Here is a 23,562-nt window from a genome sequence, read left to right on the forward strand (position 1 = left end):
GTCGGGTCAGGCGTGCAGTTCCCGGTGCGCCCGGGCCAGTCCCTGGTAGTGCGCGGCGTTCTGCTGGACCCCGGCGAATTCCTCGTCGGTGAGCGCGCGCCGGACCTTGGCCGGGACGCCGGCGACCAGCGAGCGGGGCGGGACCACGGTCCCCTCCAGGACCACGGCACCGGCCGCGATGAGGGAGCCGGCACCGATGACGGCGCCGTTGAGGATGGTGGCGCTCATGCCGATGAGGCAGTCGTCCTCCACGGTGCAGCCGTGCACCACCGCGCTGTGGCCCACGCTGACCCGGGCGCCCACCGTGCAAGGGAAGCCCGGGTCGGCGTGCAGCACCACGTTGTCCTGCAGGTTGGTGCCCGCGCCCACGGTGATGGCGGCGGTGTCGGCCCGGACGGAAACGCCGTAGAAGGCGCTTGAGTCCTCGGCGAGGGTCGCCTTGCCGATCACCGAGGCGGTGGGCGCGACGAAAGCGGAATCATGGACGGCCGGGGTGTCCCCGGCGAATGCGTAAATGGGAGCCATTCCTCCAGCCTAGGACACGGCCCCGGCCCAGGAGCTGCGCGGCAGGGGGTTGAACCGCGGCCGGGGCTGAGTAGGATCGGGCCCATCACAGCGCGCCGTCCGGGAGGGGCCGTCATGGCTGACAAGAACATGTTCCTGCGAACCATGCGGCGGCTGGGGGAGTCGGAGCGGCTGGACCCGGCCGTCCGGGCGGCCGGCCCGCTGGCGGACAAACTGGTGGCCGACCGGCGGCTGCGAAGCTTCTTCAGCGGCGAGGCGACCGGGATACCGCCGCACGGGATCGCCACCGATGTGCCGTTCGGCGCCTGGTTTATGGCGATCTTCCTGGACCTCTTCCGGGACGACGGCACCAGGCGGGCGGCCACACGGCTCGTCGCCCTCGGCGTTGTTGCCGCCGCCCCCACCGGGATCACCGGCTGGGCCCAATGGGCCCGGGCCGACCGCGCAACCCGGCGCATCGGCGTCGTGCATGCCGCGGCCAACCTCACCGCCACCCTCATCTTCCTGGCGTCGTGGGTGGCCCGGACCCGGGACCGGCACCGCCTGGGCGTGCGCCTGGCCCGCGCGGGCGGAGCGGTCGCAATTGTGGGCGGTTTCCTGGGCGGCCACATGCGCAGCCGCCGCACCCCCTAATCGCCCCGCCCCCCGACCCTCCCGCAGATCCTGCAGCGAGAAGACGAACCCTCCCGCAGATCCTGCGGTTTACAAACGGACCCTCCCGCAGATCCTGCAGCGAGAAGACGAACCCTCCTGCCCGATGTGAGGGGCGTCGGGTGGAAGGGCTCCAGATGTGAGGGGGGCGTCGGGTGGAACGCCGCCGGATGTGAGGGAGCGTCGGGTGGAACGCCGCCGGATGTGAGGGGGCGTCGGGTGGAACGCCGCCGGATGTGAGGGGGCGTCGGGTGGAACGCCGCCGCATGTGAGGAGGATCGGGTGGAACGCCGCCGGATGTGAGGGAGCGTCGGGTGTGGCGGGTGTCAGGCGGGGGAGCGGACCACGGTGTAGCCCTCCCCGGGTTCGGGGCGGACGACGGCGATCGGGGCACCGGGCGCTGCGACCCGCTGGAGTTCGCGGACCACACCCTCCCATTCCTCCGGCGGCAGCCCCGCCAGGGCATCCGGCGCCCACACCGCCGGGAAAACGGAGTCAGCAAACGGCAGCGCCGGGGCGGCGGCCACCGAGGCCTCCAGCCCGCGGGCCCGCGCCGAGTGGACGTTCTCCTCGGAGGGGTCGACGCCGGTGAAGTGGATGCCCGACCGCACAAAACGCAGCCCGTCCGTGCCCTGGCCGCAGTCCAGGCCCAGCACGCCCCTGCGGCCCTCGGCCTTGAGCAGGGCCACGAAGTCCGGGAACGGGTCTTGCGCGGAAAGTTCCATACCCCTATTCAATGACCGGGATCAGCTGAAAACAACCGGTCGAAGGAAGCCCGGTGGGAAGGCAGCTCAGTTGAAGACAACCGTCCGGTTTCCGTCGAGCAGGACGCGATGTTCGGCGTGCCACTGCACCGCCTGGGCCAGGGTGCGGCCCTCCACGTCGCGGCCCATCTGGACGAACTGCTCGGCGGTGCGCCGGTGGTCCACCCGGATGACTTCCTGCTCGATGATGGGGCCCTCATCCAGGGCCGCCGTCACGTAGTGCGCGGTGGCGCCGATCAGCTTCACGCCGCGGGCGTGGGCCTGGTGGTAGGGCTTGGCGCCCTTGAAGGATGGCAGGAAGGAGTGGTGGATGTTGATGGCTTTGCCGGTCAGTTCCTGGCACAGCTCGTCGGAAATGATCTGCATGTAGCGGGCCAGGACCGTGAGTTCGATGTCGTGCCGGGCCATGAGTGACCGCAGTTCGTCCTCGGCCTGGGCCTTGGTGCCCGGGGTGACGGGAATGTGGTGGAACGGGATCCCGTAGAACTCGGCCAAGCCCGCCAGGTCGCGGTGGTTGGACACGATCGCCGGGATTTCGATCGGCAGGGTGCCGGAGCGCTGCAGGAACAGCAGGTCATTGAGGCAGTGCGCCGACGTGCTGGCCATCAGCAGGGTGCGGACCTTCCGGCCGGCCGGGTTGAGGCTCCACTGCATCCCGAAGGCCTGGGCCACGGGCTCCAGGGCGGCCTGCAGTTCGGCCTGCGGGGCCGCCGTCGTGGCCTCGACGCGCATAAAGAACGTGCCCGTGCCCTGGCTGCCGTACTGCTGCGAGTCCGTAATATTGCAGCCCGCCACGAGCAGGGCGCCGGCGACGGCGTGCACGATTCCGGGGCGGTCCGGGCAGGAGAGGGTCAGGATGTAGGAAGCAGTCAGCTGGTGGTCATTCACGGAGAACAGCCTACCCGCGAAGGACGCGGGGCCCGTGCCGGCGGCTGGGGCACGGCTGCGGGTCTGGGGTAGTCTGGAACGGTCGCAACTGGCGTTGGGTGGTTAACCACCGGGGAGCGGCACGCAGTGAAGACCACGGATCGTACGCCTGGGCCGAGGGTCACGTTTTTCCGGCGGGCAGCACCCGCTGCCGGCCCGTGCCTGGCATCCCGCAACCGGATGCCGGCCCCTTGCTGTTGCTACTTTCCCGCAGTCCGGGACCGTAACCTAGGGGCGCAGCCGCGGGCCAGCCGGTAACCTGACCTTTGAGCAGTGCCCGTTGCCTAGCCAGGAGTTCCCCGTGACCACCTCTCTTAGCCTTTCGTCCGCCGCCGTGAGCAACCAGCCGCTGGCGGACCTCGATCCTGAAATCGCAGCAGTCCTCGCCCAGGAGCTCGGCCGCCAGCGCGGCACCCTGGAAATGATCGCCTCCGAGAACTTCGCCCCGCGCGCCGTGATGGAAGCCCAGGGCTCGGTGCTGACCAACAAGTACGCCGAGGGCTACCCCGGCCGCCGCTACTACGGCGGCTGCGAGTACGTCGACATCGCCGAGCAGCTGGCGATCGACCGGGTCAAGGAGCTCTTCGGCGCCGAATACGCCAACGTCCAGCCGCACTCCGGCGCCCAGGCGAACGCTGCGGCCCTGTCCGCGATGATCAAGCCGGGCGACAAGATCCTGGGCCTCTCCCTCGCCCACGGCGGGCACCTCACCCACGGCATGAAGCTCAACTTCTCCGGCAAGCTCTACGACGTCGCCGCGTACCAGGTCGAGGAAGACAACTTCCGCATCGACATGGACAAGCTCCGCGAGCAGGCCATCGCCGAGAAGCCCAAGGTGATCATCGCCGGCTGGTCCGCCTACCCGCGCCATCTGGACTTCGCCGCGTTCCGCTCGATCGCCGACGAGGTGGGCGCCCTGCTCTGGACCGACATGGCGCACTTCGCCGGCCTCGTCGCCGCAGGCCTGCACCCCAGCCCGGTGCCGCACTCCGACGTCGTCACCTCCACGGTGCACAAGACCCTCGCGGGCCCGCGCTCCGGTGTGATCCTGGCCAAGCAGGACTGGGCCAAGAAGATCAACTCCAACGTCTTCCCGGGCCAGCAGGGCGGGCCGCTGATGCACGTCATCGCCGCCAAGGCTGTTGCCTTCAAGATTGCCGGCACGGCTGAGTTCAAGGAGCGCCAGGAGCGTGTCCTCGAAGGCGCCCGCATCATCGCCGACCGCCTGAACCAGTCCGATGTGGCCGACGCCGGCGTTTCCGTCCTCACCGGCGGCACGGACGTGCACCTGGTCCTGGTGGACCTGCGCAACTCCCAGCTGGACGGCCAGCAGGCCGAAGACCTGCTCCACTCGGTGGGCATCACGGTCAACCGCAACGCCGTCCCCTTCGACCCACGCCCGCCGATGGTCACCTCCGGGCTGCGCATCGGCACGCCGGCCCTGGCCACCCGCGGCTTCGGCGCCGAGGAGTTCACAGAGGTCGCCGAGATCATCGCGACCGCGCTGAAGGCCGGCTCCGGCACGGACGTGGAGGCGCTGCAGACCCGTGTGGACAAGCTCGCCGCCGACTTCCCCCTGTACCCGCAGCACGAGCAGTGGTAATGACGACGGAGACTCCCATCATCCCCGCCAGCACCGCCCGGATCCTTGACGGCAAAGCCACCGCCGCCACGATCAAGGCCGAACTGACCGAACGCGTCGCCGCCCTGAAAGCCCAGGGCATCGTCCCGGGCTTGGGCACCATCCTGGTGGGCTCCGACCCGGGCAGCACCTGGTACGTGGGTGGAAAGCACAAGGACTGCGCCGAGGTGGGCATCACGTCCATCCGCCGCGACCTGCCCGAGGAGACCACCCAGGACGAGCTCCTGGCCGTGGTCCGGGAGCTGAACGAGAACCCGGAGTGCACCGGCTACATCGTCCAGCTTCCGCTGCCGAAGCACATCGACCAGGACACCATCCTGGAGGCCATGGATCCGGACAAGGACGCCGACGGCCTGCACCCGATGAACCTCGGCCGGCTGGTGGCCAACGTCGGCGGGCCCATGAAGTCCCCGCTGCCCTGCACTCCCAAGGGCTGCGTGGAGCTGCTCACCCGGCACGGCATCGACCTCAACGGCAAGCGGGTGCTGGTGGTGGGCCGCGGGGTCACCATCGGCCGTCCGGTGGGGCTGCTGCTCACCCGCAAGGACGTCAACGCCACCGTCATCCTGGCCCACACCGGCACCGTGGACCTGCCCGCTGAACTGCGGCAGGCCGACGTCGTGATCGCCGCGGCCGGCCAGCCGCACATGATCCGGGCCGAGGACCTCAAGCCGGGCGCCATTGTGCTCGACGTCGGCGTCAGCCGCGTCGACGACGGTTCCGGCAAGGCCGTGGTCACCGGAGACGTGGACCCGGCCGCGGCCGACGTCGCCGCCTGGCTCTCCCCGAACCCGGGGGGAGTGGGGCCGATGACCCGCGCAATGCTGCTGGCCAACGTGGTGGAAACCGCGGAACGCCACGCGGCCGCAGGCCGCAGGTAGGGCCGCAAATAAACGCCGCAGCTAAAGGCCTACAACAGACGGTAGATAGCTGCTTTACCCAGGGCGCCCCCTTCGTTGGAGGGGCGCCCTGGCGCGTTTAAGCCCCTGGGGCATCCGGATCAGCAAACGTCTGGATTTTTTTTTACGAAAAGACTCTTTCATAGTTCGGCCGTTTCCATTACCGTGTTCGGGTGCCTGAACTCGTCTCCAAACACAGCCAATCCGCGGAAGCCTCCTCAAAGGACGCCCCCTTGAGCACCCCCAACAGCAGCGCCGCCGCAACCGGGGCGCCGCAGTACGTCATCACCGCCGAGAACCTGACCAAGCGCTACGGCGACGTCGCCGCCGTCGACGGCATCTCCTTTTCCGTGCCCGCGGGCGAGGCGTTCGGCCTCCTGGGCCCCAACGGCGCCGGCAAATCCACCACCATGAAGATGATCGGCGGGGTGTCCCAGCGCACCTCCGGAACCCTCCGCATCATGGGCCTGGACCCCGACCAGAACGGCCCGGAGGTGCGGGCGCACCTGGGCGTTGTGCCGCAGCAGGACAACCTGGACGAGGAACTGAAGGTCCGCGACAACCTGCTGGTCTACGGCCGCTACTTCGGCCTGCCCATGAGCTACCTCAAGCCCAAGGCCGACGAGCTGCTGGAATTCGCCCAGCTCACGGACAAGGCCAAGTCGAAGGTGGACGCCCTGTCCGGCGGCATGAAGCGCCGGCTCACCATCGCCCGGTCCCTCATCAACGAACCCCGCATCCTGCTGCTGGACGAACCCACCACCGGGCTGGACCCGCAGGCCCGGCACATCCTCTGGGACCGGCTGTTCCGGCTCAAGGAGCAGGGCGTCACCCTGATCCTCACCACCCACTACATGGACGAGGCCGAGCAGCTCTGCGACCGGCTGATCGTGGTGGACAAAGGCAAGATCATGGCCGAGGGCTCGCCCGCCAGCCTGATCCGCGAATACTCCACCCGCGAGGTCCTGGAACTGCGCTTCGGCTCCGAACGCAACGCCACCATCGGCGCCGAGCTCGAAGGGATCGGCGAACGCCTGGAAACCCTGCCGGACCGCGTCCTGATCTACGCGCACGACGGCGAAGCCGCCCTCGAGGAGGTCTCCGCCCGCGGACTGCGCCCGGTGACCTCGCTGGTGCGCCGCTCCTCGCTGGAGGACGTCTTCCTCCGGCTGACCGGCAGGAGCCTCGTTGACTAAGGCAGAAACCACGACGGCAGCGCCCGCCCTGCGCGCTCACTCGCCGGAGGTCTCGGCGGCGAAGGCCCGGAAGTGGGGGGCCTTCTACTACGCCGAGCAGGTCCTGCGGGTGATGAAGGGCTACGGCTGGACCATCGTCATGTACGGCGTCGGGCAGCCGGTGGCCTATCTCTTCGCCATGGGGGTCGGCCTCGCCACGCTGGTGGACACCAACAGCACCTCGGCCTTCGGCGGGGTCAGCTACCTCGTGTTCATCGCCCCGGCGCTCCTGGTCTCGGCCGCCGTCATGACGGCCGCGAACGAGTTCACCTTCCCGGTGATGGACGGCTTCAAATGGCGCCGGGTCTACTACGGGCCGCACGCCTCGCCTCTGACCCCGGAGCAGATCGCGCTGGGGCAGATCATCGCCGTTACGGTCCGCCTGGTGCTGCAGTCCGCCATCTACTTCGCCGTGGTGGCCCTGTTCGGCGCGTCCCCGAGCCCCTGGGGGTGGGCCTCCATCCTGGTGGCCACCGTCGCCGGACTGTCCTTCGGCCTGCCCCTTATGGCCTACGCAGGCTCCATCAAGGAAGACAAGGGCCAGTTCGCCATGGTGATGCGCTTCATCGTGATGCCGCTGTTCCTGTTCTCCGGCACCTTCTTCCCGCTGGACACGCTGCCGCTGGCCGTGCGCTGGATCGGCTGGATCTCGCCGATCTGGCACGGCACGGAGCTGGGCCGGGTGCTCAGCTACGGCTATGAGGAAGCCCCGCTGCTGACCATCGCGCACGTCGTGTTCCTGCTGGCGCTCTGCGCCGCCGGCTGGGTCCTGACCAAGCGCCAGTTCGTGAAAAGGATGGGCGGATGAGCGCCGTCACCACCGGCCCGGGGCCGGCGAGCCACAGCGTCACCGAGGCGGCCCGCAACCGGCACTTCGGCCCGCTCTACTCCCGCAACGTCCGCGCGGTGATCGCCCGCGGCCTGATGGCCACCAAGAGCAGCAACTGGATGGTGATGCTCTCGGGCTTCTTCGAACCCGTGCTGTACCTGATCTCGATGGGCGTGGGCCTCGGCGCGATCGTGGGGTCGGTGCAGGGCCCCGGCGGCGGGGAAATTTCCTACGCCGCGTACATCGCCCCCGCGCTGCTGGCGGTATCCGCCATGAACGGCGCCGTCTACGACTCCACGTGGAACGTCTTCTTCAAGATGAACTTCGCCAAGCTGTACCAGGGCATGCTCTATACCTCGCTGGGGCCGCTGGACGTTGCGATGGGGGAGATCTTCCTGGCGCTGCTTCGCGGCCTGATGTACGCCACCGGATTCACCGCCGTGATGGGCCTGATGGGCCTGATCACCACCCCGTGGGCCATCCTGATGATCCCGGCCGCGGTGCTGATCGCCTTCGGCTTCGCCAGCTTCGGCATGGGCATCACCAGCTACATGAAGACGTTCCAGCAGATGGATTGGATCAACTTCGTGATGCTGCCCATGTTCCTGTTCAGCGCCACCTTCTACCCGCTGAGCGTGTACCCGCAGCCCATCCAGTGGTTCATCCAGGCCATGCCGCTGTGGCACGGCGTGGAGCTGCTGCGCCAGATCAGCGTGGGCGTCTTCACCCCGGCCACGGCCGTCCACATCGGCTACTACCTGGTGATGATCGTCCTGGGCGTGCTGCTCACCACCGGCCGGCTGCGCAAGCTGTTCCTCAAATAGTCCCCGGAGGGAGGTCCACGCGGACTGCCGTTCGCCCCGGGTGGAAGCGGGCCGGGGCGCCCGCAGGGGTTTGCGATAATAGGCTCATGCAATCTCTGGGCAACTCCGAGTCTTCCAAGCCGTCCGCGTACAACTCCGCCGCCGGCAAGTTCTCCCTGTTCCGCATCAGCGGACCCGGAATGATGGTGTTTATCATCGCCTTCGTCGTCGCGGTGATCTTTGCGGCCAACCAGAATGACGTCGTCGGTTGGATCGTTGCGATCATCGCCGGCTTCTGGCTCGCGCTGGCCTCCTTCGTCGTCTTCAGCATCCAAAAGGCGGCCAAGAAAGCGGGAGCCAAGCTCACGGAAGCCCAGAACGCTTTCAACGCGGCCGCCGGCCTGGCGCCGTCGCCGGGCAGCGCCGACTCCGGCAGCACCCGCCTCGTGGAGGTCCGCCGCGAAGCGGACGAGGTCCGGGACATGAAGCTCGACCACTCGTTCAAGATCGTGCAGGTGCAGGTCCGCGTTGTGGAGCAGGAGCGGGCCAAGGGCGCCGCCTCGGACCAGGACACCATCCGCCGCGCCCTGGAGACCATCGAGATCACCGCCACCAACGCCCGGGACATGATCAAGTCCTCCGGCGGCGCCGACGAACCGGTCTCCGGAACCATTGTCGACTAGAGTGGATCGGGTGAGCCAGGCATTGAAGAAGGACAACCTTCGCATCGCGTCAGTCAACGTTAATGGCCTGCGCGCCGCCTACAAGAAGGGCATGGCCGAGTGGCTGGCGCCCCGCGAGGTGGACATCCTGTGCCTGCAGGAGGTCCGCGCCCCCGACGCGATCGTCCATGAACTGATCGGCGAGGGCTGGTTCATCCTGCACGCCGAGGCCGAGGCGAAGGGCCGCGCCGGCGTCGCCATCGCCTCCCGCACCGAGCCCCAGCAGACCCGGGTAGGCATCGGCGTGGACTACTTCGCCACCGCCGGCCGCTGGGTCGAGGCCGACTTCATCGTCCGCAACGCCGCGGGAGAAGCATCGCAGCTGACCGTCGCCAGCGCCTACGTGCACTCCGGCGAGGCGGGAACCCCGAAGCAGGACGACAAGTTCCGCTTCCTCGACGCCATGATCACCCGGCTGCCCGAGCTGGCCAAGCACAGCGACCACGCCCTGGTGGTGGGCGACCTCAACGTCGGCCACACGGAGCTGGATATCAGGAACTGGAAGGGCAACGTCAAACGGGCCGGCTTCCTGCCGGAGGAGCGCGCCTACTTCGACCGGTTCTTCGGCGAGGACATCGGCTGGAAGGACGTGCACCGGGGCCTGGCCGGCGCCGTCGACGGACCCTACACCTGGTGGTCGCAGCGCGGGCAGGCCTTTGACAACGACACCGGTTGGCGCATCGACTACCAGATCGCCACGCCAGACCTCGCTGCCGCCGCAGTGTCAGCGGTTGTCGACCGGGCACCGTCCTGGGACACCCGCTTCTCCGACCACGCCCCGCTGGTAGTGGACTACCGGCTCTAGCCTTAAGGCCCCTCGCGAATGACCTCTTCTTCCACTGTGACCCCCGTGACCGACACCGCCGCTGTTCCGGCCGCGGCTCCCGCCGTGGCCTCCGGGCTCCCTTCCGGGGTTCGCCAGCGCGTCCTCTCCGGCATGCAGCCCTCCGCGAACTCCCTGCACCTGGGCAACTACCTCGGCGCCCTGGTGAACTGGGTCCGGATGCAGGACGAATATGACGCCGTCTTCTTCATCCCGGACCTGCACGCGATCACCGTCCCGCAGGACCCGGCCGAGCTGGCGCACCGCACCCGCGTCACGGCCGCACAGTACATCGCCGGCGGCGTGGACGTGGACAAGTGCACGCTCTTCGTCCAGTCGCAGGTGCCCGAACACGCCCAGCTCGCCTGGGTCCTGAACTGCATCACCGGCTTCGGCGAGGCCTCCCGGATGACGCAGTTCAAGGACAAGGCCTCGCGGCACGGCTCGGACCAGGCCAGCGTGGGCCTGTTCACGTACCCCATCCTGCAGGCGGCCGACATCCTCCTGTACCAGCCGCAGGGTGTTCCGGTGGGCGAGGACCAGCGGCAGCACGTGGAGCTCAGCCGCGACCTGGCCCAGCGCTTCAACACGCGCTTCGGCGAGACCTTCCGCGTTCCGGAACCCTTCATCCAGAAGGAATCCGCCAAGATCTACGACCTGCAGAACCCCACCGCCAAGATGTCCAAGTCGGCGGAGTCGCCGGCGGGGCTCATCAACCTGCTCGATGACCCGAAGGTCATCGCCAAACGGATCAAGTCCGCGGTGACGGACGCGGAGACGGAGATCCGGTTCGACCGCGAGGCCAAGCCCGGGGTCTCCAACCTCCTGACCATCTACTCGGCCCTCACCGGGCGGACCGTCGAGGACCTTGTCGCGGCCTACCAGGGCAAGATGTACGGCCACCTCAAGGTTGACCTGGCAGAGGTCGTCACCGAGTCCCTGACCCCCATCCGGGACCGGGCCAACGAGCTTCTGGACGATCCCGCGGAACTCGACCGGCTGCTGGCCCTCGGCGCCGACAAGGCGCGCGGGATCGCCTCGGCCACGCTGCAGGATGTCTACGCCAAGGTGGGGTTCCTGCCCTACGCCGGCACCTCCGGAGCCCGCTAGGATCATGTCCTCCGCCAGCAAAGTCACCGCCCACCAGACGGCACGCGCTTACCCGCGTGGCGGCACCACGGCGCCTGCGGCAGGGGACCCCCAGGGCAACGGACAGCGCGGCGACGGCATCAGCATCGGTGTGATCCTGGGCTTCCCCGCGGACATCGCCGAGGAGCTCCAGCGCTGGCGCGCCTCGTTCGGCGACCCCATGGCCGCCGTCATCCCGGCCCACATCACGCTGGTCACCACCACCATGACGCAGGACTGGGAAGCGACGCGCAGCCATGTGCGGGATATCGCGCGGAATCAGGAGCCCTTCACCGTGACCATCGCGGGAACCGGATCCTTCCGGCCGGTCTCCCCGGTGGTTTTCCTGAATGTCGAGGAGGGTTTCGGCGACTGTGTGAGCCTGCACCGGCAGCTGCAGGCCGGCCCGCTGGAGCGCGAACTGCCGTTCGACTACCACCCGCACGTCACGGTGGCCCACGACGTCGCCCCGGAGAGCCTCGATGAGGCCGAGGAAGCGCTGAAGAACTACAGGGCCACGTTCCCGGTGGCTAGCATGGGACTTTACGAGCACGACGACAACGGCATTTGGCAGCTACGGGAAGAGCTTCACTTTGGGACCAAACAGCACCACGACGGAGGCCCGGACGTCCCCGCGGACGCCGGCTAAGCCGCCGCTTCCCACCGACCTGGCCGGGCTGAAGCTGGAAGTCATCAGGAAGCAGGTGGACTGGGGCCGGGCCCGGCGCTCCGGCGGCGGCATGGCGTCGCTGATGGCCATGGTGCCGTGGCTGGTGGCCCGGGTCAATGCGCTCCTCCCGGTGCGGGCCTTCGCGCACTACGGCCGGCAGCACGGCCCGCTGATGAGCGCCGGCATCGGGTTCCGGATGTTCTTCTCCGTCACCGGCCTCCTGGCCACCGGGTTCTCCCTGGCCGGCCTCTTCCTCAGCGGGCAGCCGGCCCTGCTGGACCAGATCATCAAGAGCGTGGCGTTGACGGCGCCCGGCCTCCTGCAGGTCGACGGCAGCGAGGGCCTGGTGGACCCCTACGCGCTGCTGAACCCGTCCAGCCTGGGCTGGGCGGCGCTGATTGCCGCCGTCGTCACGGTCTTCACCTCGCTCGGCTGGATCAGCGGAATCCGCGACGGCGTGCGGGGCATGATGCAGCTGGGCCCGCGGGGGGCCAACCCCGTCCTGCAGATCCTGCGCGACGTCGCAACGCTCCTCCTGCTCGGACTTGCCCTGGTGACCAGCGCGGCGGTGTCGCTGGTGTTCGGCACGGCGGCGGACTGGGTGACGGCGCAGCTGAACCTCGACCCCGAGGTGGCCGGGCCACTGACCACGTCCGTGATGATCGTGGTGCCGCTGCTGCTCGGCTGGGGTACTGCCCTGATCATGTTCCGGGTGGCCGCGGGGGTGAAACCTGCCTGGCGGACGCTGCTGGAAGGGAGCGTGCTCGCGGCGATCGGCACCACGGTGCTGCAGATCTTCAGCACCCAGCTGCTGGCCAGCGCGGGCAGGAACCCCATCCTGGCCCCGTTTGCCATCATCATCGGCCTGCTGATCTGGTTCAACCTGGTCAGCCAGGTCTACGTGATCTGCGCCGCCTGGGTGGCGATCCGGGAGCAGGACCGCGCCACGGAACCGGCCGCCAGCACCACCGGGTGGGGCGCCCGGCAGGTCCAGCGCGGCAGGACGCCGTCCGAGCCGCGGCCCCGCCGGACGGCGTGGTCCGCCGCGTTCAGGCGTCGAGGTACTGGTCGGCCCACGCCGAAATAATCTTCGCGGCCCGGGCCGCCTGGCCCTTGGCCGTCAGCAGATGGTCGCTGCCCTCCAGGGAGACGAAGCTCCGCGGGTGCCGGGCGGTCTGGAAAATGGTGCTGGCGTTCTCGATGCCCACGGTGTTGTCGGTGGGGGAGTGCAGCACCAGGAGCGGTTTGCCGAGCTTCCGGATGCAGTCCGTCAGGTCCGCGTTCTCCAGGTCCTCGACGAAGTGCCGCCGGATCTCCACACGCTTGCCGCCCAGGTCCACCTCCGCGCTGCCCTCGCTGAGGATCCGGTCCAGCGCCGCGTCGAAGACATGCGCGACGTGTTTGGGGGAGAACGGCGCGCCCACCGTCGCGACGGCGTCGAGCTCCGGGATGGAGCGGGCGGCGGACAGGACCGCGGCTCCGCCGAACGAGTGGCCCACCAGCAGGGACACCTGACGGCCGGTCTCCCGCATGTACTCGGCGGCCTTGACGGTATCGGCCACCTTGTGGCTGAAGGACCCCTCGGACCACATCCCGGCCGATTCGCCGAGCCCCAGGTTGTCGAACCGGAGCATCCCCACGCCGTTGTCTGCCAGGGCCTTGCACATGCGCGACGCCGAGGGGCTGTCCTTGCCCAGGGTGAAGCCGTGCGAGAACACACCCCAGCCCTTCACGGGGCCCTCGGGGACGTCAACGATGCCGGAGAGCAGTTCGCCGGTGGAACCCTGGAACGAGACTTTTTCGGAGCGGGACACGGCGTCCGCCTTTCGGTTCGGGGGAGTACGACGACGGCGCCCCCACCCAGAAGGTGAGAGGCGCCGTCGTCTGTTGTTTTTGGTGCTCCAGGTCAGGGTGACGCTAGACCTTGCGGGACAGGATGGCCTGCTTGACCTCGGCGATAGCCTGGGTGACCTGGATGCCGCGCGGGCATGCTTCGGTGCAGTTGAAGGTAGTGCGGCAGCGCCACACGCCTTCCTTGTCGTTCAGGATCTCGAGCCGCATGTCGCCGGCATCATCACGGGAATCGAAGATGAAGCGGTGGGCGTTCACGATTGCCGCCGGGCCGAAGTACTGGCCGTCGGTCCAGAACACCGGGCAGGACGAGGTGCACGCGGCGCACAGGATGCACTTGGTGGTGTCGTCGAACCGTTCGCGGTCCTCGGCGGACTGCAGGCGTTCTTTGGTGGGCTCGTGGCCGCGGTTGATGAGGAAGGGCATGACCTCGCGGAAGGACTGGAAGAACGGTTCCATGTCCACGATCAGGTCCTTCTCCACCGGCAGGCCCTTGATGGGCTCGACCGTGATGGGCTTGGACGTGTCCAGGTCCTTCAGCAGGGTCTTGCAGGCGAGGCGGTTGCGGCCGTTGATACGCATGGCGTCGGAGCCGCAGACGCCGTGGGCGCAGGAGCGGCGGAAGGAGACGCTGCCGTCCATCTCCCACTTGATCTTGTGCAGGGCGTCCAGGACACGGTCGGTGCCGTACATGGTGACCTGGAAGTCATCCCACGTGGCGTCCTCGGAGACCTCGGGGTTGTAGCGGCGCACGCGCAGCGTGACGTCGAAGGACGGGATCTCCCCGCCGCCCCCGACGCCGGCAGGCAGTTCAATCTTGGATGCTGGCTCAGCGAGTTCAGCGGTCATCTTAGTACTTCCTCACCATCGGCTCGTAGCGCGTAAAGACCACCGGTTTGGTGGCCAGCCGGATGCCGGCAATCGACTCGGCGGACCCGTCCGCCGGAGCGTGGTCATCCTTGTACGCCATAGAGTGCTTCATGAATTTTTCGTCGTCGCGCTCGGGGAAGTCCTCACGGAAGTGACCGCCGCGGGACTCCTCGCGGTGCAGGGCCGCCACGGTCATAACCTTGGCCAGTTCCAGCAGGAAGCCGAGCTCCACGGCCTCCAGGAGGTCCAGATTGAAGCGCTTGCCCTTGTCCTGGACGCTGATGCGCTTGTACCGCTCCTCGAAGGACGCGATGTCCTTCAGGACCTGGTTCAGCGTTTCGGCCGTGCGGAACACCTGCATGTTGGCATCCATGGTGTCCTGCAGTTCCTTGCGGATCGCAGCGACCTTCTCGGTGCCGTCGGCGGTGCGGACGTGGTTCAGGAGCTCCTGGGTGTAGGCCTCCGGGTCGGCCGGGAGCTCCACGAAATCGGCGGTCTTGGCGTACTCCGCGGCGGCGATGCCGGCGCGCTTGCCGAAGACGTTGATGTCCAGGAGGGAGTTGGTGCCCAGCCGGTTGGAGCCGTGCACGGACACGCACGCCACCTCGCCGGCGGCGTACAGGCCCGGGACCACGGTGTCGTTGTCCTGGAGGACCTCGGCACTGATGTTGGTGGGGATGCCGCCCATGGCGTAGTGCGCCGTTGGGAACACCGGAACCGGCTCCGTGTACGGCTCCACACCCAGGTAGGTGCGGGCGAACTCGGTGATGTCCGGCAGCTTGGCGTCGATGTGCGCCGGCTCGAGGTGCGTCAGGTCCAGGAGGACGTAGTCCTTGTTCGGACCGCAGCCGCGTCCTTCGCGGACCTCGTTGGCCATGGAGCGGGCCACGATGTCGCGGGGGGCGAGGTCCTTGATGGTGGGGGCGTAACGCTCCATGAAGCGCTCACCCTCGGAGTTGCGCAGGATCGCGCCCTCGCCGCGGGCAGCCTCGGACAGGAGGATGCCCAGGCCTGCAAGGCCTGTCGGGTGGAACTGGAAGAACTCCATGTCCTCCAGGGGGATGCCGCGGCGGAACGCGATGCCCATGCCGTCGCCGGTCAGGGTGTGCGCGTTGGACGTGGTCTTGAAGACCTTGCCCGCGCCGCCGGAGGCGAACACCACGGACTTGGCCTGGAACACGTGCAGTTCGCCGGAGGCCAGGTCGTAGGACACGACGCCGGCAACACGCTTCTGCTTGTACGGGGTGCCGTCCTCGCGGACCGCGTCTTCCTCGACGGTCAGCAGGTCAAGGACGTAGTACTCGTTGTAGAACTCCACGTTGTGCTTGACGCAGTTTTGGTAGAGGGTCTGCAGGATCATGTGACCGGTGCGGTCAGCGGCGTAGCAGGCGCGGCGCACCGGTGCCTTGCCGTGGTCGCGGGTGTGGCCGCCGAAGCGGCGCTGGTCAATCCGGCCCTCGGGCGTGCGGTTGAACGGCAGGCCCATCTTTTCCAGGTCCAGGACGGCGTCGATCGCTTCCTTCGCCATGACCTCGGCAGCGTCCTGGTCAACCAGGTAGTCGCCGCCCTTGATGGTGTCGAACGTGTGCCACTCCCAGTTGTCCTCTTCGACATTCGCCAGGGCCGCGCACATGCCGCCCTGCGCCGCGCCGGTGTGGGAGCGGGTGGGGTACAGCTTGGTCAGTACTGCTGTTCGGGCGCGCTGACCGGATTCGATCGCCGCGCGCATCCCGGCGCCACCGGCACCGACGATGACGACGTCGTACTTATGGACCTGCATACCAGACGCTCTTTCTCTAAAAATTCGCTTTACAGCACCGGGCCGGCGGAGCCGGGCCGGTGACATCTCGTGGAAATCCCTTGCCCGCACCGGGCAGGCAAGGGATCAAGTGCCGCTGGGACTGCGCCGCTACGGGGCGGGGCAGAAACCGCCGGGCAGCTGGACGCCGTTGACCACGGGGCACGGGTCAAACGTGAAGATGACCAGGGTGCCCAGGATGATGATCACGGTGGTGGCCGCGTAGAGCACCACCTTCAGCCACATGCGCGTGGCGTCCTTCTCGGCGTAGTCGTTGATGATGGTGCGGACACCGTTGGTGCCGTGCAGCATGGCGAGCCACAGCATGGCCAGGTCCCAGATCTGCCAGAACGGGTCGGCCCACTTGCCGGCCACGAAGCCGAAGTCGATCGCGTGGATGCCCTCGCCCACCAGCAGGTTGACCGTGAGGTGCCCGAAGATCAGGACCACAAGGACAACGCCGGAGAGCCGCATAAACAGCCAGGCGAGCATTTCGAAGTTCCCCTTGGACGTGCCGCTGCGGCGGTACTGCGGGGCGATCCGGCCGCTGCCGACGCCGGGCGCCTTGCTGCGGGGGCTCTGAATCTCAGTTGCACTCATGGCTAGTGTCCTCCAAGGGCGAGGGAAAGGTGGCGGATGGAGAAGCCCACCATGACGACTGCCCAGAGAATGAGCACCGTCCACAGCATCTGGCGCTGGTACTTCGCACCCTTCTTCCAGAAGTCGACGGCGATGATCCGGAGGCCGTTGAAGGCGTGGAACACGATCGCTGCGACAAGGCCCGTTTCACCCAGGGCCATCAGGGGGTTCTTGTAGGCACCGATCACGGCGGTGTACGCCTCGGGGGACACACGCACCAATGAGGTGTCCAGCACGTGGACCAACAAGAAGAAAAAGATCACTACACCGGTAATACGGTGTCCAACCCAAGACCACATGCCTTCACGGCCGCGGTACAAGGTGCCAGCTGGTTTTGTCGGCACTGAATAAACCTCCCTGCAACACAGCGGCGCTGGCATGGGATCCACGCGGGGGGAACGCCTGCTGCGAGAGCACTCGTAAGCTCAAGCCTAAATCTAGGCTTCGCTACAAGCTTATTCAATTCAGCCACCCGGCGGTGACTCTGCACTGCGCGGTTTTCGCCGGATTTTGAGACGAACGCCACATTCGCGGCAGCCGACGCCGGGGGCAGCGGCGTGCCGGCTGCCGCCCCCGGCGGTGCCTGATTGTCCTGCGTATTCTCCTGAGTGTTCGCCTGCGGCGGCGCCGTGTCCGCCGCAGGATCAGGGACGGCCGCACCCCGTTCGGCTAAAGTAGCCGTGATGACTACAGATAAAGCGACACGCCAGGACTCACGAAACGATTCGGCCCTGAGCCGGTTTATTGCCGTGATTCCGGCAGGTGGGGTGGGGACCCGCCTTTGGCCTCTGTCGCGGGCAGCAGCCCCCAAGTTCCTTCACGACCTCACGGGATCGGGCAGCACCCTGCTCCGGTCCACGTTCGACCGTCTTGAGCCGCTCGCCGGCGCGCACATGCTGGTCGTAACCGGAATGGCCCACCGAGACGCGGTCTGCCGCCAGCTCCCCGAGATCGACGACGCGGACCTGGTGCTCGAAAGCGAGCCGAAAGACTCCGGTGCCGCCATCGGCCTGGCCGCCGCGATCCTGCACGAGCGCGATCCGGACACCATCATGGGCTCCTTCGCCGCGGACCAGGTGATCAGCCCCGACGACCTCTTCCACGAGGCAGTGCGGGAAGCCATCCACGCTGCCGCCGCCGGCAAGATCGTCACCATCGGCATCAAGCCCACGCACGCGTCCACCGGGTTCGGCTACATCCGGGCCGGGAAGAACCTCGGCGTGGACGGCGCCCCCAGCGCCCAGGCCGTCGTCGAGTTCGTGGAGAAGCCGAGCGAGGAAGTCGCCCAGGAATACCTCGACAGCGGCGACTACGTCTGGAACGCCGGCATGTTCGTGGCTCCGGTGGCGCTGATGCTCAAGCACCTTGAGGCCAACCAGCCCGAGCTGTTCGCCGGGGTCCAGGAAATCGCCCAGGCATGGGACACCCCGCAGCGGGACGAGGTCAAAGCGCGTGTTTGGCCCACCCTGCCCAAGATCGCCATCGACTACGCCGTGGCCGAACCGGCCGCCGCCGCCGGGGACGTCGCCGTCGTGCCCGGGACCTTCCGCTGGGACGACGTCGGGGACTTCGCCTCCGTGGGCCGGCTGAACAGCGCCAAGGAGGTCAAGGACGTCACCGTGATCGGCGAGGGCGCCCGCGTCTTCACCGAGGACGCGAGCGGCGTGGTGGTGTCCGACACCAAGCGTGTGATCGCCCTGATCGGGATCAAGGACGTGGTGGTGGTGGACACCCCGGACGCGCTCCTGGTGATGCACAAGGAACACTCCCAGCGCGTGAAGCAGGCCGTTGACGCCCTCAAGGCCAGCGGCGACACCGACGTCCTCTAGGTCCGGTTGTTCTCCAGGTTCCTTCGGTTCCGGGGCGACAGGGCCTTCCGGCCCTGTCCCCGGCGTTGGGACAATGTTCGCCGGACCGTAACGCGCCGGACCCGATGCCGCTATTCTTTGTGCGCTCGCTAGAGTTATTCCGTGCGCAACTACTCTACTGAAGCTGAGCCCACCACACTGGTGGGGCCGTGGCTCGAACCCCTGCTGCCGGAACTGATCGACTTCCGCCGGGACCTGCACGCGCACCCGGAGCTCTCCTTCAAGGAATTCCGCACCACCGACAGGCTCGCGCAGCGGCTCGAGGAAGCAGGGCTGCAGCCCCGGCGCCTTGAGGGGACCGGCATCACCGTAGACATCGGCGAGGGGCCCATCGCCACCGCCCTGCGCGGGGACATCGACGCCCTGCCCATCATCGAGGAGACCGGGCTGCCGTTCGCCTCGAAGAACCACGGCGTCACCCACGCCTGCGGCCACGACGTCCACACCACCACCATGCTCGGCGCAGCCCTGGTGCTGCAGCGCATGCACGAGGTGTCCCCCCTGGGCGGCACGGTGCGGATCATCTTCCAGCCGGCCGAGGAGACCATGCCCGGCGGTGCCCAGAGCTGCATTGAACAGGGCGTCCTGGAGGGTGTTCCCCGGATCCTGGCCCTGCACTGCGACCCCCGCATCGAGGTGGGCAAGATCGGCACCCGGATCGGTGCCATCACATCCGCCTCGGACACCATCAAGATCGAACTCACCGGCCGCGGCGGCCACACCTCCCGGCCCCACCTGACCGAGGAACTCGTCTTCGCCCTGGCGCAGATCGCTGTCAACGTCCCCGCGGTGCTGTCCCGCCGCGTCGACGTCCGCAGCGGTGTCTCCGTTGTCTGGGGCCACATTTCCGCCGGCTCCGCGCCCAACGCGATCCCGGCCAGCGGCTACATGGCCGGCACCATGCGCTGCCTGGACCGCGACGCCTGGCACAGCGCCGGCGAAATCCTGGACGAGGTGGTGCAGCAGATTGCGGCGCCCTACGGCGTGGACGTGCACCTGGAACACACCCGCGGTGTGCCTCCCGTGGTGAACTCCGAGCACGAGACGGCCCTCATTGAGGCCGCGGCCCGCGCCGAGATCGGCGAAGGCGCTGTGGTCCTGACGCCGCAGTCCATGGGCGGCGAAGACTTCGCGTGGTTCCTCGCAGACCTCCCCGGCGCCATGATGCGCCTGGGTACCAAGACCCCGGGCGGCGAGGAGTACGACCTGCACCGCGGCGACTACATCGTGGACGAACGCGCCCTGGGCCTCGGCATCCAGGTCCTCACCGCCGCCGCCCTGCGCACCATCCGCGACCTTTAGGGACCCTTCCGGCCAGTCCGGCCTCCGGCCACGGGTAGATAAGTTGTGCACAATTGAATTGTGGGCTACTGTTGTTGCCATGACCGATGCCCCCCGACTCACTGCGCCCCGCCTGGACAGGCAGGTGTGCTTCGCCATGTACTCGGCGTCGCGGGCGGCCACCGCGGCCTACCGGCCGATGCTCGACGAGCTGGGCCTGACCTACCCGCAGTACCTGGTGATGCTGGTCCTCTGGGAAGAGGACCCGCGCACCGTCCGCGAACTGGGGGAGGAGCTGGGCCTTGACTCCGGCACCCTCTCGCCGCTGCTCAAGCGGCTCGAGGCCCTCGGCTTTGTGGAACGCCGCCGGTCCGCCGCGGACGAGCGCCGGGTGGAGGTTTTCCTGACCGATGCCGGGACCGCGCTGAGCGCACGGGCCACCGGCATTCCGCAGCAACTCGCCGACGCGGCCGGGCTTACCCCGGCGGAACTCGACCAGCTCCGCGAGACACTCGGCAGGCTCACCGCCGCGCTGCACGCCCCGCGCTAAGGGCCCTCGACGTCGAAATCGACGGAGGCGTGCCGGCTCGCCGGAAGTTTCCGGCGGGCGCGCACGCTTCCGTCGACTTCACCGCCGGCTACCAAGATTTCCCCAACAGATTGGATTTCCCTTGAAGACTCTCTATACAGCTGAAGCACTGGCCTCCGGCGACGGCCGGGACGGAACCGCCGTGACCCGGGACGGAAAGCTCAACGTGGCCCTGGCCAGCCCGGTGGAACTCGGCGGCAGCGGCGAAGGGACCAACCCCGAGCAGCTCTTCGCCGCCGGGTACGCGGCCTGCTTCCACTCGGCCCTGCGCCTGGTCGGCCGGCAGGCGAAAGCGGACCTAACCGATTCCGCCGTCGCCGCCCGGATCCACCTGGGCGCCCTCGGCGAGGGAGCCGGCTTCGGCATCGCCGCAGAACTCGAGGTCGCCCTGCCCGGCGTCGACCGGGAAAGCGCCGAAGCCCTCGTAGCCAAGGCACACGAGGTCTGCCCCTATTCCAACGCCACCCGCGGCAACATCACCGTCGACATCAAGATCCTGGAGGTCGCTGCATGAGCACCAACACCAACACCCAGACCCTTCCCGCCACCACCCGCGAGATCCAGCTGGCATCCCGCCCGCACGGCCGGCCTGTACCGGAGAACTTCCGCCTTGCCGAGTCGGCCCTGCCGGAACTCCAGGACGGCCAGGTCCTGGTCCGCAACCTCTTCATCTCCGTTGACCCCTACATGCGCGGCCGGATGAACGACGTCAAGTCCTACTCGGCCCCGTTCGCCCTGGACAAGGCGCTCGACGGCGGCGCCGTGGGCGAGGTCATTGCCTCCCGTTCCGAGGACCGCAAGGTGGGCGACACCGTTGTCCATTCCCTGGGCTGGCGGGAGTACGCCGTGCTGGACGCCGCTTCCACCACACCGGCACGCACCGACCTGGCGCCCGCCCAGGCGTTCCTCGGGGCCCTCGGCATGACCGGGCTGACGGCTTATGCCGGCCTGCTCAAGGTGGCCGACTTCAAGGCCGGGGAAGTTGTCTTCGTCTCCGGCGCGGCAGGCGCCGTCGGGTCCCTCGTGGGGCAGATCGCCAAGGCCATGGGCGCGTCCCGCGTGATCGGCAGCGCCGGCTCGCCGGAGAAGGTGGCACGCCTGCTGGAGCTGGGCTTCGACGCGGCGTTCGACTACCACGACGGCCCGGTGGCCGAGCAGCTCGCCAAAGCAGCGGGGGAGCGCGGAATCGACGTCTACTTCGACAACGTCGGCGGCGAACACCTCGAAGCCGCGCTGTCCGCGCTCACCGTCGGCGGCCGGGTAGCCATGTGCGGCGCCATCTCGCAGTACAACTCGACCGAACCGACGCCGGCCCCGCGGAACCTCATGCAGGCCATCGGCAAGCAGCTGACCCTCAAGGGCTTCCTGGTCGGCGGCTACTGGCAGCACATGGGCGAGTTCGTTGAAACGATGTCCGGCTGGCTCGCCGACGGCACCGTGCGCTACGACGAGACCATCGTGGACGGGCTCGAAAACACCCCGCAGGCCTTTATGGACCTCCTGGACGGCGCCAACACCGGCAAGATGCTGGTGCAGCTCTAACCCCACACGCCCCGCACCGGACGCCTCCGGTGCGGGGCGTTCTGGTCTCTACCGCTTGGTAACAAGTTCTCAACAATCTCCGGTTTCACGGTGAGCTGTGCTACTTGGACGTGTCGCAGGCCACTAAAGTGGCTTCCATCAGTGCGCCTCGGCGCAGTGCTGCGAAATCCATCAGTGAAAACAGCGTTTCAGCGGCAATCCCGCCAACAGACACTCATTGAGCTCCCGTCGTAGCGCCTACTCTTTCTTCCTGGAGGAAAATTGAAGAACTCTCTGCGTGCCACCTTCAAGCGCGGTTCGATGGCCGGAGTTGCCACCGCTGGTGCGGCTGCACTCCTGCTGACCGGCTGCGGCGCCGCCCCGACCCCCGGCACCAGCGCGGCCCCGACGGCCAGCGACTACACCGGCTGCATCGTTTCCGACTCGGGCGGATTCGACGACCAGTCGTTCAACCAGTCCTCCTACGAGGGACTGAAGAAGGCCGAAGCAGACCTGGGCATCAAGGTCAACCAGGCCGAGTCCAAGACCAACAACGACTTCGAGCCCAACCTCCGCGCCATGGTCACCGCCGGCTGCGACCTGACCGTCACGGTCGGCTTCCTCCTCGGTGACGCCACCAAGGCCCAGGCCACGGCGAACCCGGACAGCCACTTCGCCATCATCGACTTCGGCTACGAAACCCCGATCAGCAACGTCAAGCCGATCATCTACGACACGGCCCAGGCTGCCTTCCTGGCCGGCTACCTCGCGGCAGGCACCACCAAGACCGGAACGGTTGCCACCTTCGGCGGCATCAAGATCCCCACGGTCACCATCTTCATGGACGGCTACGCCGACGGTGTGAAGTACTACAACGAGCAGAAGGGCACCGACGTCAAGGTCCTCGGCTGGGACAAGGCCAAGCAGGACGGCTCCTTCACCGGTGACTTCGAAAAGCAGGACAAGGGCAAGCAGTTCACCCAGAACTTCCTGGACCAGGGCGCGGACATCGTTATGCCCGTCGCCGGCCCGGTCGGCAAGGGCGCCGGCGCGGCCCTGAAGGAAGCCAAGGCAGCAGGCAAGGACGTCAAGCTCATCTGGGTTGACTCCGACGGCTTCCTCACGGCACCGGACTACAAGGACATCATGCTGTCCTCCGTCATGAAGCAGATGGGCGACGCAGTCGAGGCCGTTGTGAAGGAAGACAAGGACGGCAAGTTCAGCAACACGCCGTACGTTGGCACCCTCGCGAACGACGGCGTCCGCCTGGCCCCGTTCCACGACCTCGAGTCCGAGGTTCCGGCCGAACTGAAGTCGGAACTGGACCAGATCAAGAAGGACATCGCCGACGGCAAGCTGAAGGTTGAATCCGCAGCAAGCCCGAAGGTCTAACTTCCTTTAGCTAGAGCGCCACGGCCCGTCCGGTCACCACCGCACGGGCTGTGGCGCTTTTCGTTGGGCGGGCAGGCTCCGCATCCGGCTGCAGGCACTACGCTGGTTCTGCAGCCCCATCATCCGTCCGGGCCA

General features: G+C 67.8%; 25 protein-coding genes and 1 riboswitch. Of the genes, 17 read left to right on the forward strand and 8 right to left on the reverse strand.

Annotation, left to right across the window (positions count from 1 at the left end; all coding sequences use genetic code 11):
* Window positions 1-6: 6 nt before the first annotated feature.
* Window positions 7-525: a gamma carbonic anhydrase family protein gene (locus AR539_RS07060; RefSeq protein ID WP_066434119.1), complete on the reverse strand. Its 519-nt coding sequence runs from the start codon at window positions 523-525 to the stop codon at window positions 7-9.
* A gap of 114 nt (window positions 526-639) precedes the next feature.
* Between AR539_RS07060 and AR539_RS07065 the strand changes: the two genes are divergently transcribed.
* Complete coding sequence (locus tag AR539_RS07065) at window positions 640-1,158, forward strand: DUF2231 domain-containing protein (RefSeq protein WP_066434121.1); 519 nt, start codon at window positions 640-642, stop codon at window positions 1,156-1,158.
* 344 nt (window positions 1,159-1,502) lie between these two features.
* Here AR539_RS07065 and AR539_RS07070 read toward each other — a convergent pair whose 3' ends face one another.
* A complete protein-coding gene (locus AR539_RS07070) occupies window positions 1,503-1,901 on the reverse strand; it encodes a class I SAM-dependent methyltransferase (protein ID WP_066434123.1) in 399 nt (132 codons plus the stop codon).
* 66 nt (window positions 1,902-1,967) lie between these two features.
* The gene (purU, locus tag AR539_RS07075) at window positions 1,968-2,828 is read right to left on the reverse strand and encodes a formyltetrahydrofolate deformylase (protein ID WP_066434125.1); all 861 of its coding nucleotides are present in this window, start codon (window positions 2,826-2,828) and stop codon (window positions 1,968-1,970) included.
* Between the two features lie 74 nt (window positions 2,829-2,902).
* Window positions 2,903-2,989: riboswitch (ZMP/ZTP riboswitch) on the forward strand.
* Window positions 2,990-3,168: 179 nt separating this feature from the next.
* Between purU and glyA the strand changes: the two genes are divergently transcribed.
* The 10 genes from glyA (at window position 3,169) to AR539_RS07125 (ending at window position 12,705) form a co-directional block, all read left to right on the forward strand.
* Entirely contained in the window at window positions 3,169-4,470 is a 1,302-nt protein-coding gene (gene glyA, locus AR539_RS07080; RefSeq protein ID WP_066434128.1) for a serine hydroxymethyltransferase, read from the forward strand.
* 20 nt (window positions 4,471-4,490) lie between these two features.
* Complete coding sequence (locus AR539_RS07085) at window positions 4,491-5,390, forward strand: bifunctional methylenetetrahydrofolate dehydrogenase/methenyltetrahydrofolate cyclohydrolase (RefSeq protein WP_157360989.1); 900 nt, start codon at window positions 4,491-4,493, stop codon at window positions 5,388-5,390.
* Window positions 5,391-5,641: 251 nt separating this feature from the next.
* Window positions 5,642-6,604 carry an ABC transporter ATP-binding protein gene (locus tag AR539_RS07090; protein ID WP_066434136.1) on the forward strand — a complete coding sequence of 321 codons (963 nt, stop codon included), beginning with the start codon at window positions 5,642-5,644 and terminating at the stop codon, window positions 6,602-6,604.
* Window positions 6,597-7,451, forward strand: coding sequence for an ABC transporter permease (locus tag AR539_RS07095; RefSeq protein ID WP_066434138.1), 855 nt, complete (start codon window positions 6,597-6,599; stop codon window positions 7,449-7,451). The genes AR539_RS07090 and AR539_RS07095 overlap by 8 nt, the downstream gene beginning before the upstream one ends.
* Window positions 7,448-8,296, forward strand: coding sequence for an ABC transporter permease (locus AR539_RS07100; protein WP_066434141.1), 849 nt, complete (start codon window positions 7,448-7,450; stop codon window positions 8,294-8,296). Before AR539_RS07095 ends, AR539_RS07100 begins: the two co-directional genes overlap by 4 nt.
* An 86-nt stretch (window positions 8,297-8,382) precedes the next feature.
* Entirely contained in the window at window positions 8,383-8,958 is a 576-nt protein-coding gene (locus AR539_RS07105) for a hypothetical protein (protein WP_066434144.1), read from the forward strand.
* A gap of 10 nt (window positions 8,959-8,968) precedes the next feature.
* Complete coding sequence (locus AR539_RS07110) at window positions 8,969-9,802, forward strand: exodeoxyribonuclease III (protein ID WP_066434147.1); 834 nt, start codon at window positions 8,969-8,971, stop codon at window positions 9,800-9,802.
* Window positions 9,803-9,820: 18 nt separating this feature from the next.
* Window positions 9,821-10,930, forward strand: coding sequence for a tryptophan--tRNA ligase (trpS, locus tag AR539_RS07115; RefSeq protein WP_066434149.1), 1,110 nt, complete (start codon window positions 9,821-9,823; stop codon window positions 10,928-10,930).
* 4 nt (window positions 10,931-10,934) lie between these two features.
* Window positions 10,935-11,597 carry a 2'-5' RNA ligase family protein gene (locus tag AR539_RS07120; protein WP_082699231.1) on the forward strand — a complete coding sequence of 221 codons (663 nt, stop codon included), beginning with the start codon at window positions 10,935-10,937 and terminating at the stop codon, window positions 11,595-11,597.
* The gene (locus AR539_RS07125) at window positions 11,542-12,705 is read left to right on the forward strand and encodes a YihY/virulence factor BrkB family protein (RefSeq protein WP_066434152.1); all 1,164 of its coding nucleotides are present in this window, start codon (window positions 11,542-11,544) and stop codon (window positions 12,703-12,705) included. Before AR539_RS07120 ends, AR539_RS07125 begins: the two co-directional genes overlap by 56 nt.
* On the opposite strand, the gene AR539_RS07130 is transcribed toward AR539_RS07125, so the two are convergent.
* From AR539_RS07130 to sdhC, 5 genes are all read right to left on the reverse strand, one after another.
* Window positions 12,668-13,432, reverse strand: coding sequence for an alpha/beta hydrolase family protein (locus tag AR539_RS07130; RefSeq protein ID WP_066434154.1), 765 nt, complete (start codon window positions 13,430-13,432; stop codon window positions 12,668-12,670). The two genes, AR539_RS07125 and AR539_RS07130, sit on opposite strands and share 38 nt — an antisense overlap.
* 103 nt (window positions 13,433-13,535) lie before the next feature.
* A complete protein-coding gene (locus tag AR539_RS07135; protein ID WP_066434156.1) occupies window positions 13,536-14,318 on the reverse strand; it encodes a succinate dehydrogenase iron-sulfur subunit in 783 nt (260 codons plus the stop codon).
* 1 nt (window position 14,319) lies between these two features.
* The gene (gene sdhA, locus AR539_RS07140; protein ID WP_066434159.1) at window positions 14,320-16,119 is read right to left on the reverse strand and encodes a succinate dehydrogenase flavoprotein subunit; all 1,800 of its coding nucleotides are present in this window, start codon (window positions 16,117-16,119) and stop codon (window positions 14,320-14,322) included.
* A 129-nt stretch (window positions 16,120-16,248) separates the two neighbouring features.
* Window positions 16,249-16,737, reverse strand: coding sequence for a succinate dehydrogenase hydrophobic membrane anchor subunit (locus tag AR539_RS07145; RefSeq protein ID WP_066434163.1), 489 nt, complete (start codon window positions 16,735-16,737; stop codon window positions 16,249-16,251).
* A 2-nt stretch (window positions 16,738-16,739) separates the two neighbouring features.
* Window positions 16,740-17,120, reverse strand: coding sequence for a succinate dehydrogenase, cytochrome b556 subunit (gene sdhC, locus AR539_RS07150; RefSeq protein ID WP_082492811.1), 381 nt, complete (start codon window positions 17,118-17,120; stop codon window positions 16,740-16,742).
* Between the two features lie 339 nt (window positions 17,121-17,459).
* Between sdhC and AR539_RS07155 the strand changes: the two genes are divergently transcribed.
* From AR539_RS07155 to AR539_RS07180, 6 genes are all read left to right on the forward strand, one after another.
* Complete coding sequence (locus AR539_RS07155) at window positions 17,460-18,605, forward strand: mannose-1-phosphate guanylyltransferase (RefSeq protein WP_066436232.1); 1,146 nt, start codon at window positions 17,460-17,462, stop codon at window positions 18,603-18,605.
* Between the two features lie 141 nt (window positions 18,606-18,746).
* Complete coding sequence (locus AR539_RS07160; protein WP_066434167.1) at window positions 18,747-19,946, forward strand: amidohydrolase; 1,200 nt, start codon at window positions 18,747-18,749, stop codon at window positions 19,944-19,946.
* 79 nt (window positions 19,947-20,025) lie between these two features.
* The gene (locus tag AR539_RS07165) at window positions 20,026-20,475 is read left to right on the forward strand and encodes a MarR family winged helix-turn-helix transcriptional regulator (RefSeq protein ID WP_066434170.1); all 450 of its coding nucleotides are present in this window, start codon (window positions 20,026-20,028) and stop codon (window positions 20,473-20,475) included.
* A gap of 121 nt (window positions 20,476-20,596) precedes the next feature.
* Window positions 20,597-21,028 carry an organic hydroperoxide resistance protein gene (locus AR539_RS07170; RefSeq protein WP_066434173.1) on the forward strand — a complete coding sequence of 144 codons (432 nt, stop codon included), beginning with the start codon at window positions 20,597-20,599 and terminating at the stop codon, window positions 21,026-21,028.
* The gene (locus AR539_RS07175; protein WP_066434175.1) at window positions 21,025-22,056 is read left to right on the forward strand and encodes an NADP-dependent oxidoreductase; all 1,032 of its coding nucleotides are present in this window, start codon (window positions 21,025-21,027) and stop codon (window positions 22,054-22,056) included. The genes AR539_RS07170 and AR539_RS07175 overlap by 4 nt, the downstream gene beginning before the upstream one ends.
* A gap of 261 nt (window positions 22,057-22,317) precedes the next feature.
* On the forward strand, window positions 22,318-23,427 hold the full coding sequence (locus AR539_RS07180) for a BMP family lipoprotein (RefSeq protein WP_442854394.1): 1,110 nt from the start codon (window positions 22,318-22,320) through the stop codon (window positions 23,425-23,427).
* Window positions 23,428-23,562 lie beyond the last annotated feature (135 nt).

The sequence above is a fragment of the Arthrobacter sp. EPSL27 genome (assembly GCF_001512305.1).
Classification (GTDB): domain Bacteria; phylum Actinomycetota; class Actinomycetes; order Actinomycetales; family Micrococcaceae; genus Arthrobacter.

Coding starts and splice junctions, on each gene's coding strand:
- AR539_RS07060 (WP_066434119.1), bottom strand. CDS start 525: ATGGCTCCCATTTACGCATTCGCCGGGGACACCCCGGCCGTCCATGAT.
- AR539_RS07065 (WP_066434121.1), top strand. CDS start 640: ATGGCTGACAAGAACATGTTCCTGCGAACCATGCGGCGGCTGGGGGAG.
- AR539_RS07070 (WP_066434123.1), bottom strand. CDS start 1,901: ATGGAACTTTCCGCGCAAGACCCGTTCCCGGACTTCGTGGCCCTGCTC.
- AR539_RS07100 (WP_066434141.1), top strand. CDS start 7,448: ATGAGCGCCGTCACCACCGGCCCGGGGCCGGCGAGCCACAGCGTCACC.
- AR539_RS07105 (WP_066434144.1), top strand. CDS start 8,383: ATGCAATCTCTGGGCAACTCCGAGTCTTCCAAGCCGTCCGCGTACAAC.
- trpS (WP_066434149.1), top strand. CDS start 9,821: ATGACCTCTTCTTCCACTGTGACCCCCGTGACCGACACCGCCGCTGTT.
- AR539_RS07120 (WP_082699231.1), top strand. CDS start 10,935: ATGTCCTCCGCCAGCAAAGTCACCGCCCACCAGACGGCACGCGCTTAC.
- AR539_RS07135 (WP_066434156.1), bottom strand. CDS start 14,318: ATGACCGCTGAACTCGCTGAGCCAGCATCCAAGATTGAACTGCCTGCC.
- sdhA (WP_066434159.1), bottom strand. CDS start 16,119: ATGCAGGTCCATAAGTACGACGTCGTCATCGTCGGTGCCGGTGGCGCC.
- AR539_RS07145 (WP_066434163.1), bottom strand. CDS start 16,737: ATGAGTGCAACTGAGATTCAGAGCCCCCGCAGCAAGGCGCCCGGCGTC.
- AR539_RS07155 (WP_066436232.1), top strand. CDS start 17,460: ATGACTACAGATAAAGCGACACGCCAGGACTCACGAAACGATTCGGCC.
- AR539_RS07165 (WP_066434170.1), top strand. CDS start 20,026: ATGACCGATGCCCCCCGACTCACTGCGCCCCGCCTGGACAGGCAGGTG.
- AR539_RS07175 (WP_066434175.1), top strand. CDS start 21,025: ATGAGCACCAACACCAACACCCAGACCCTTCCCGCCACCACCCGCGAG.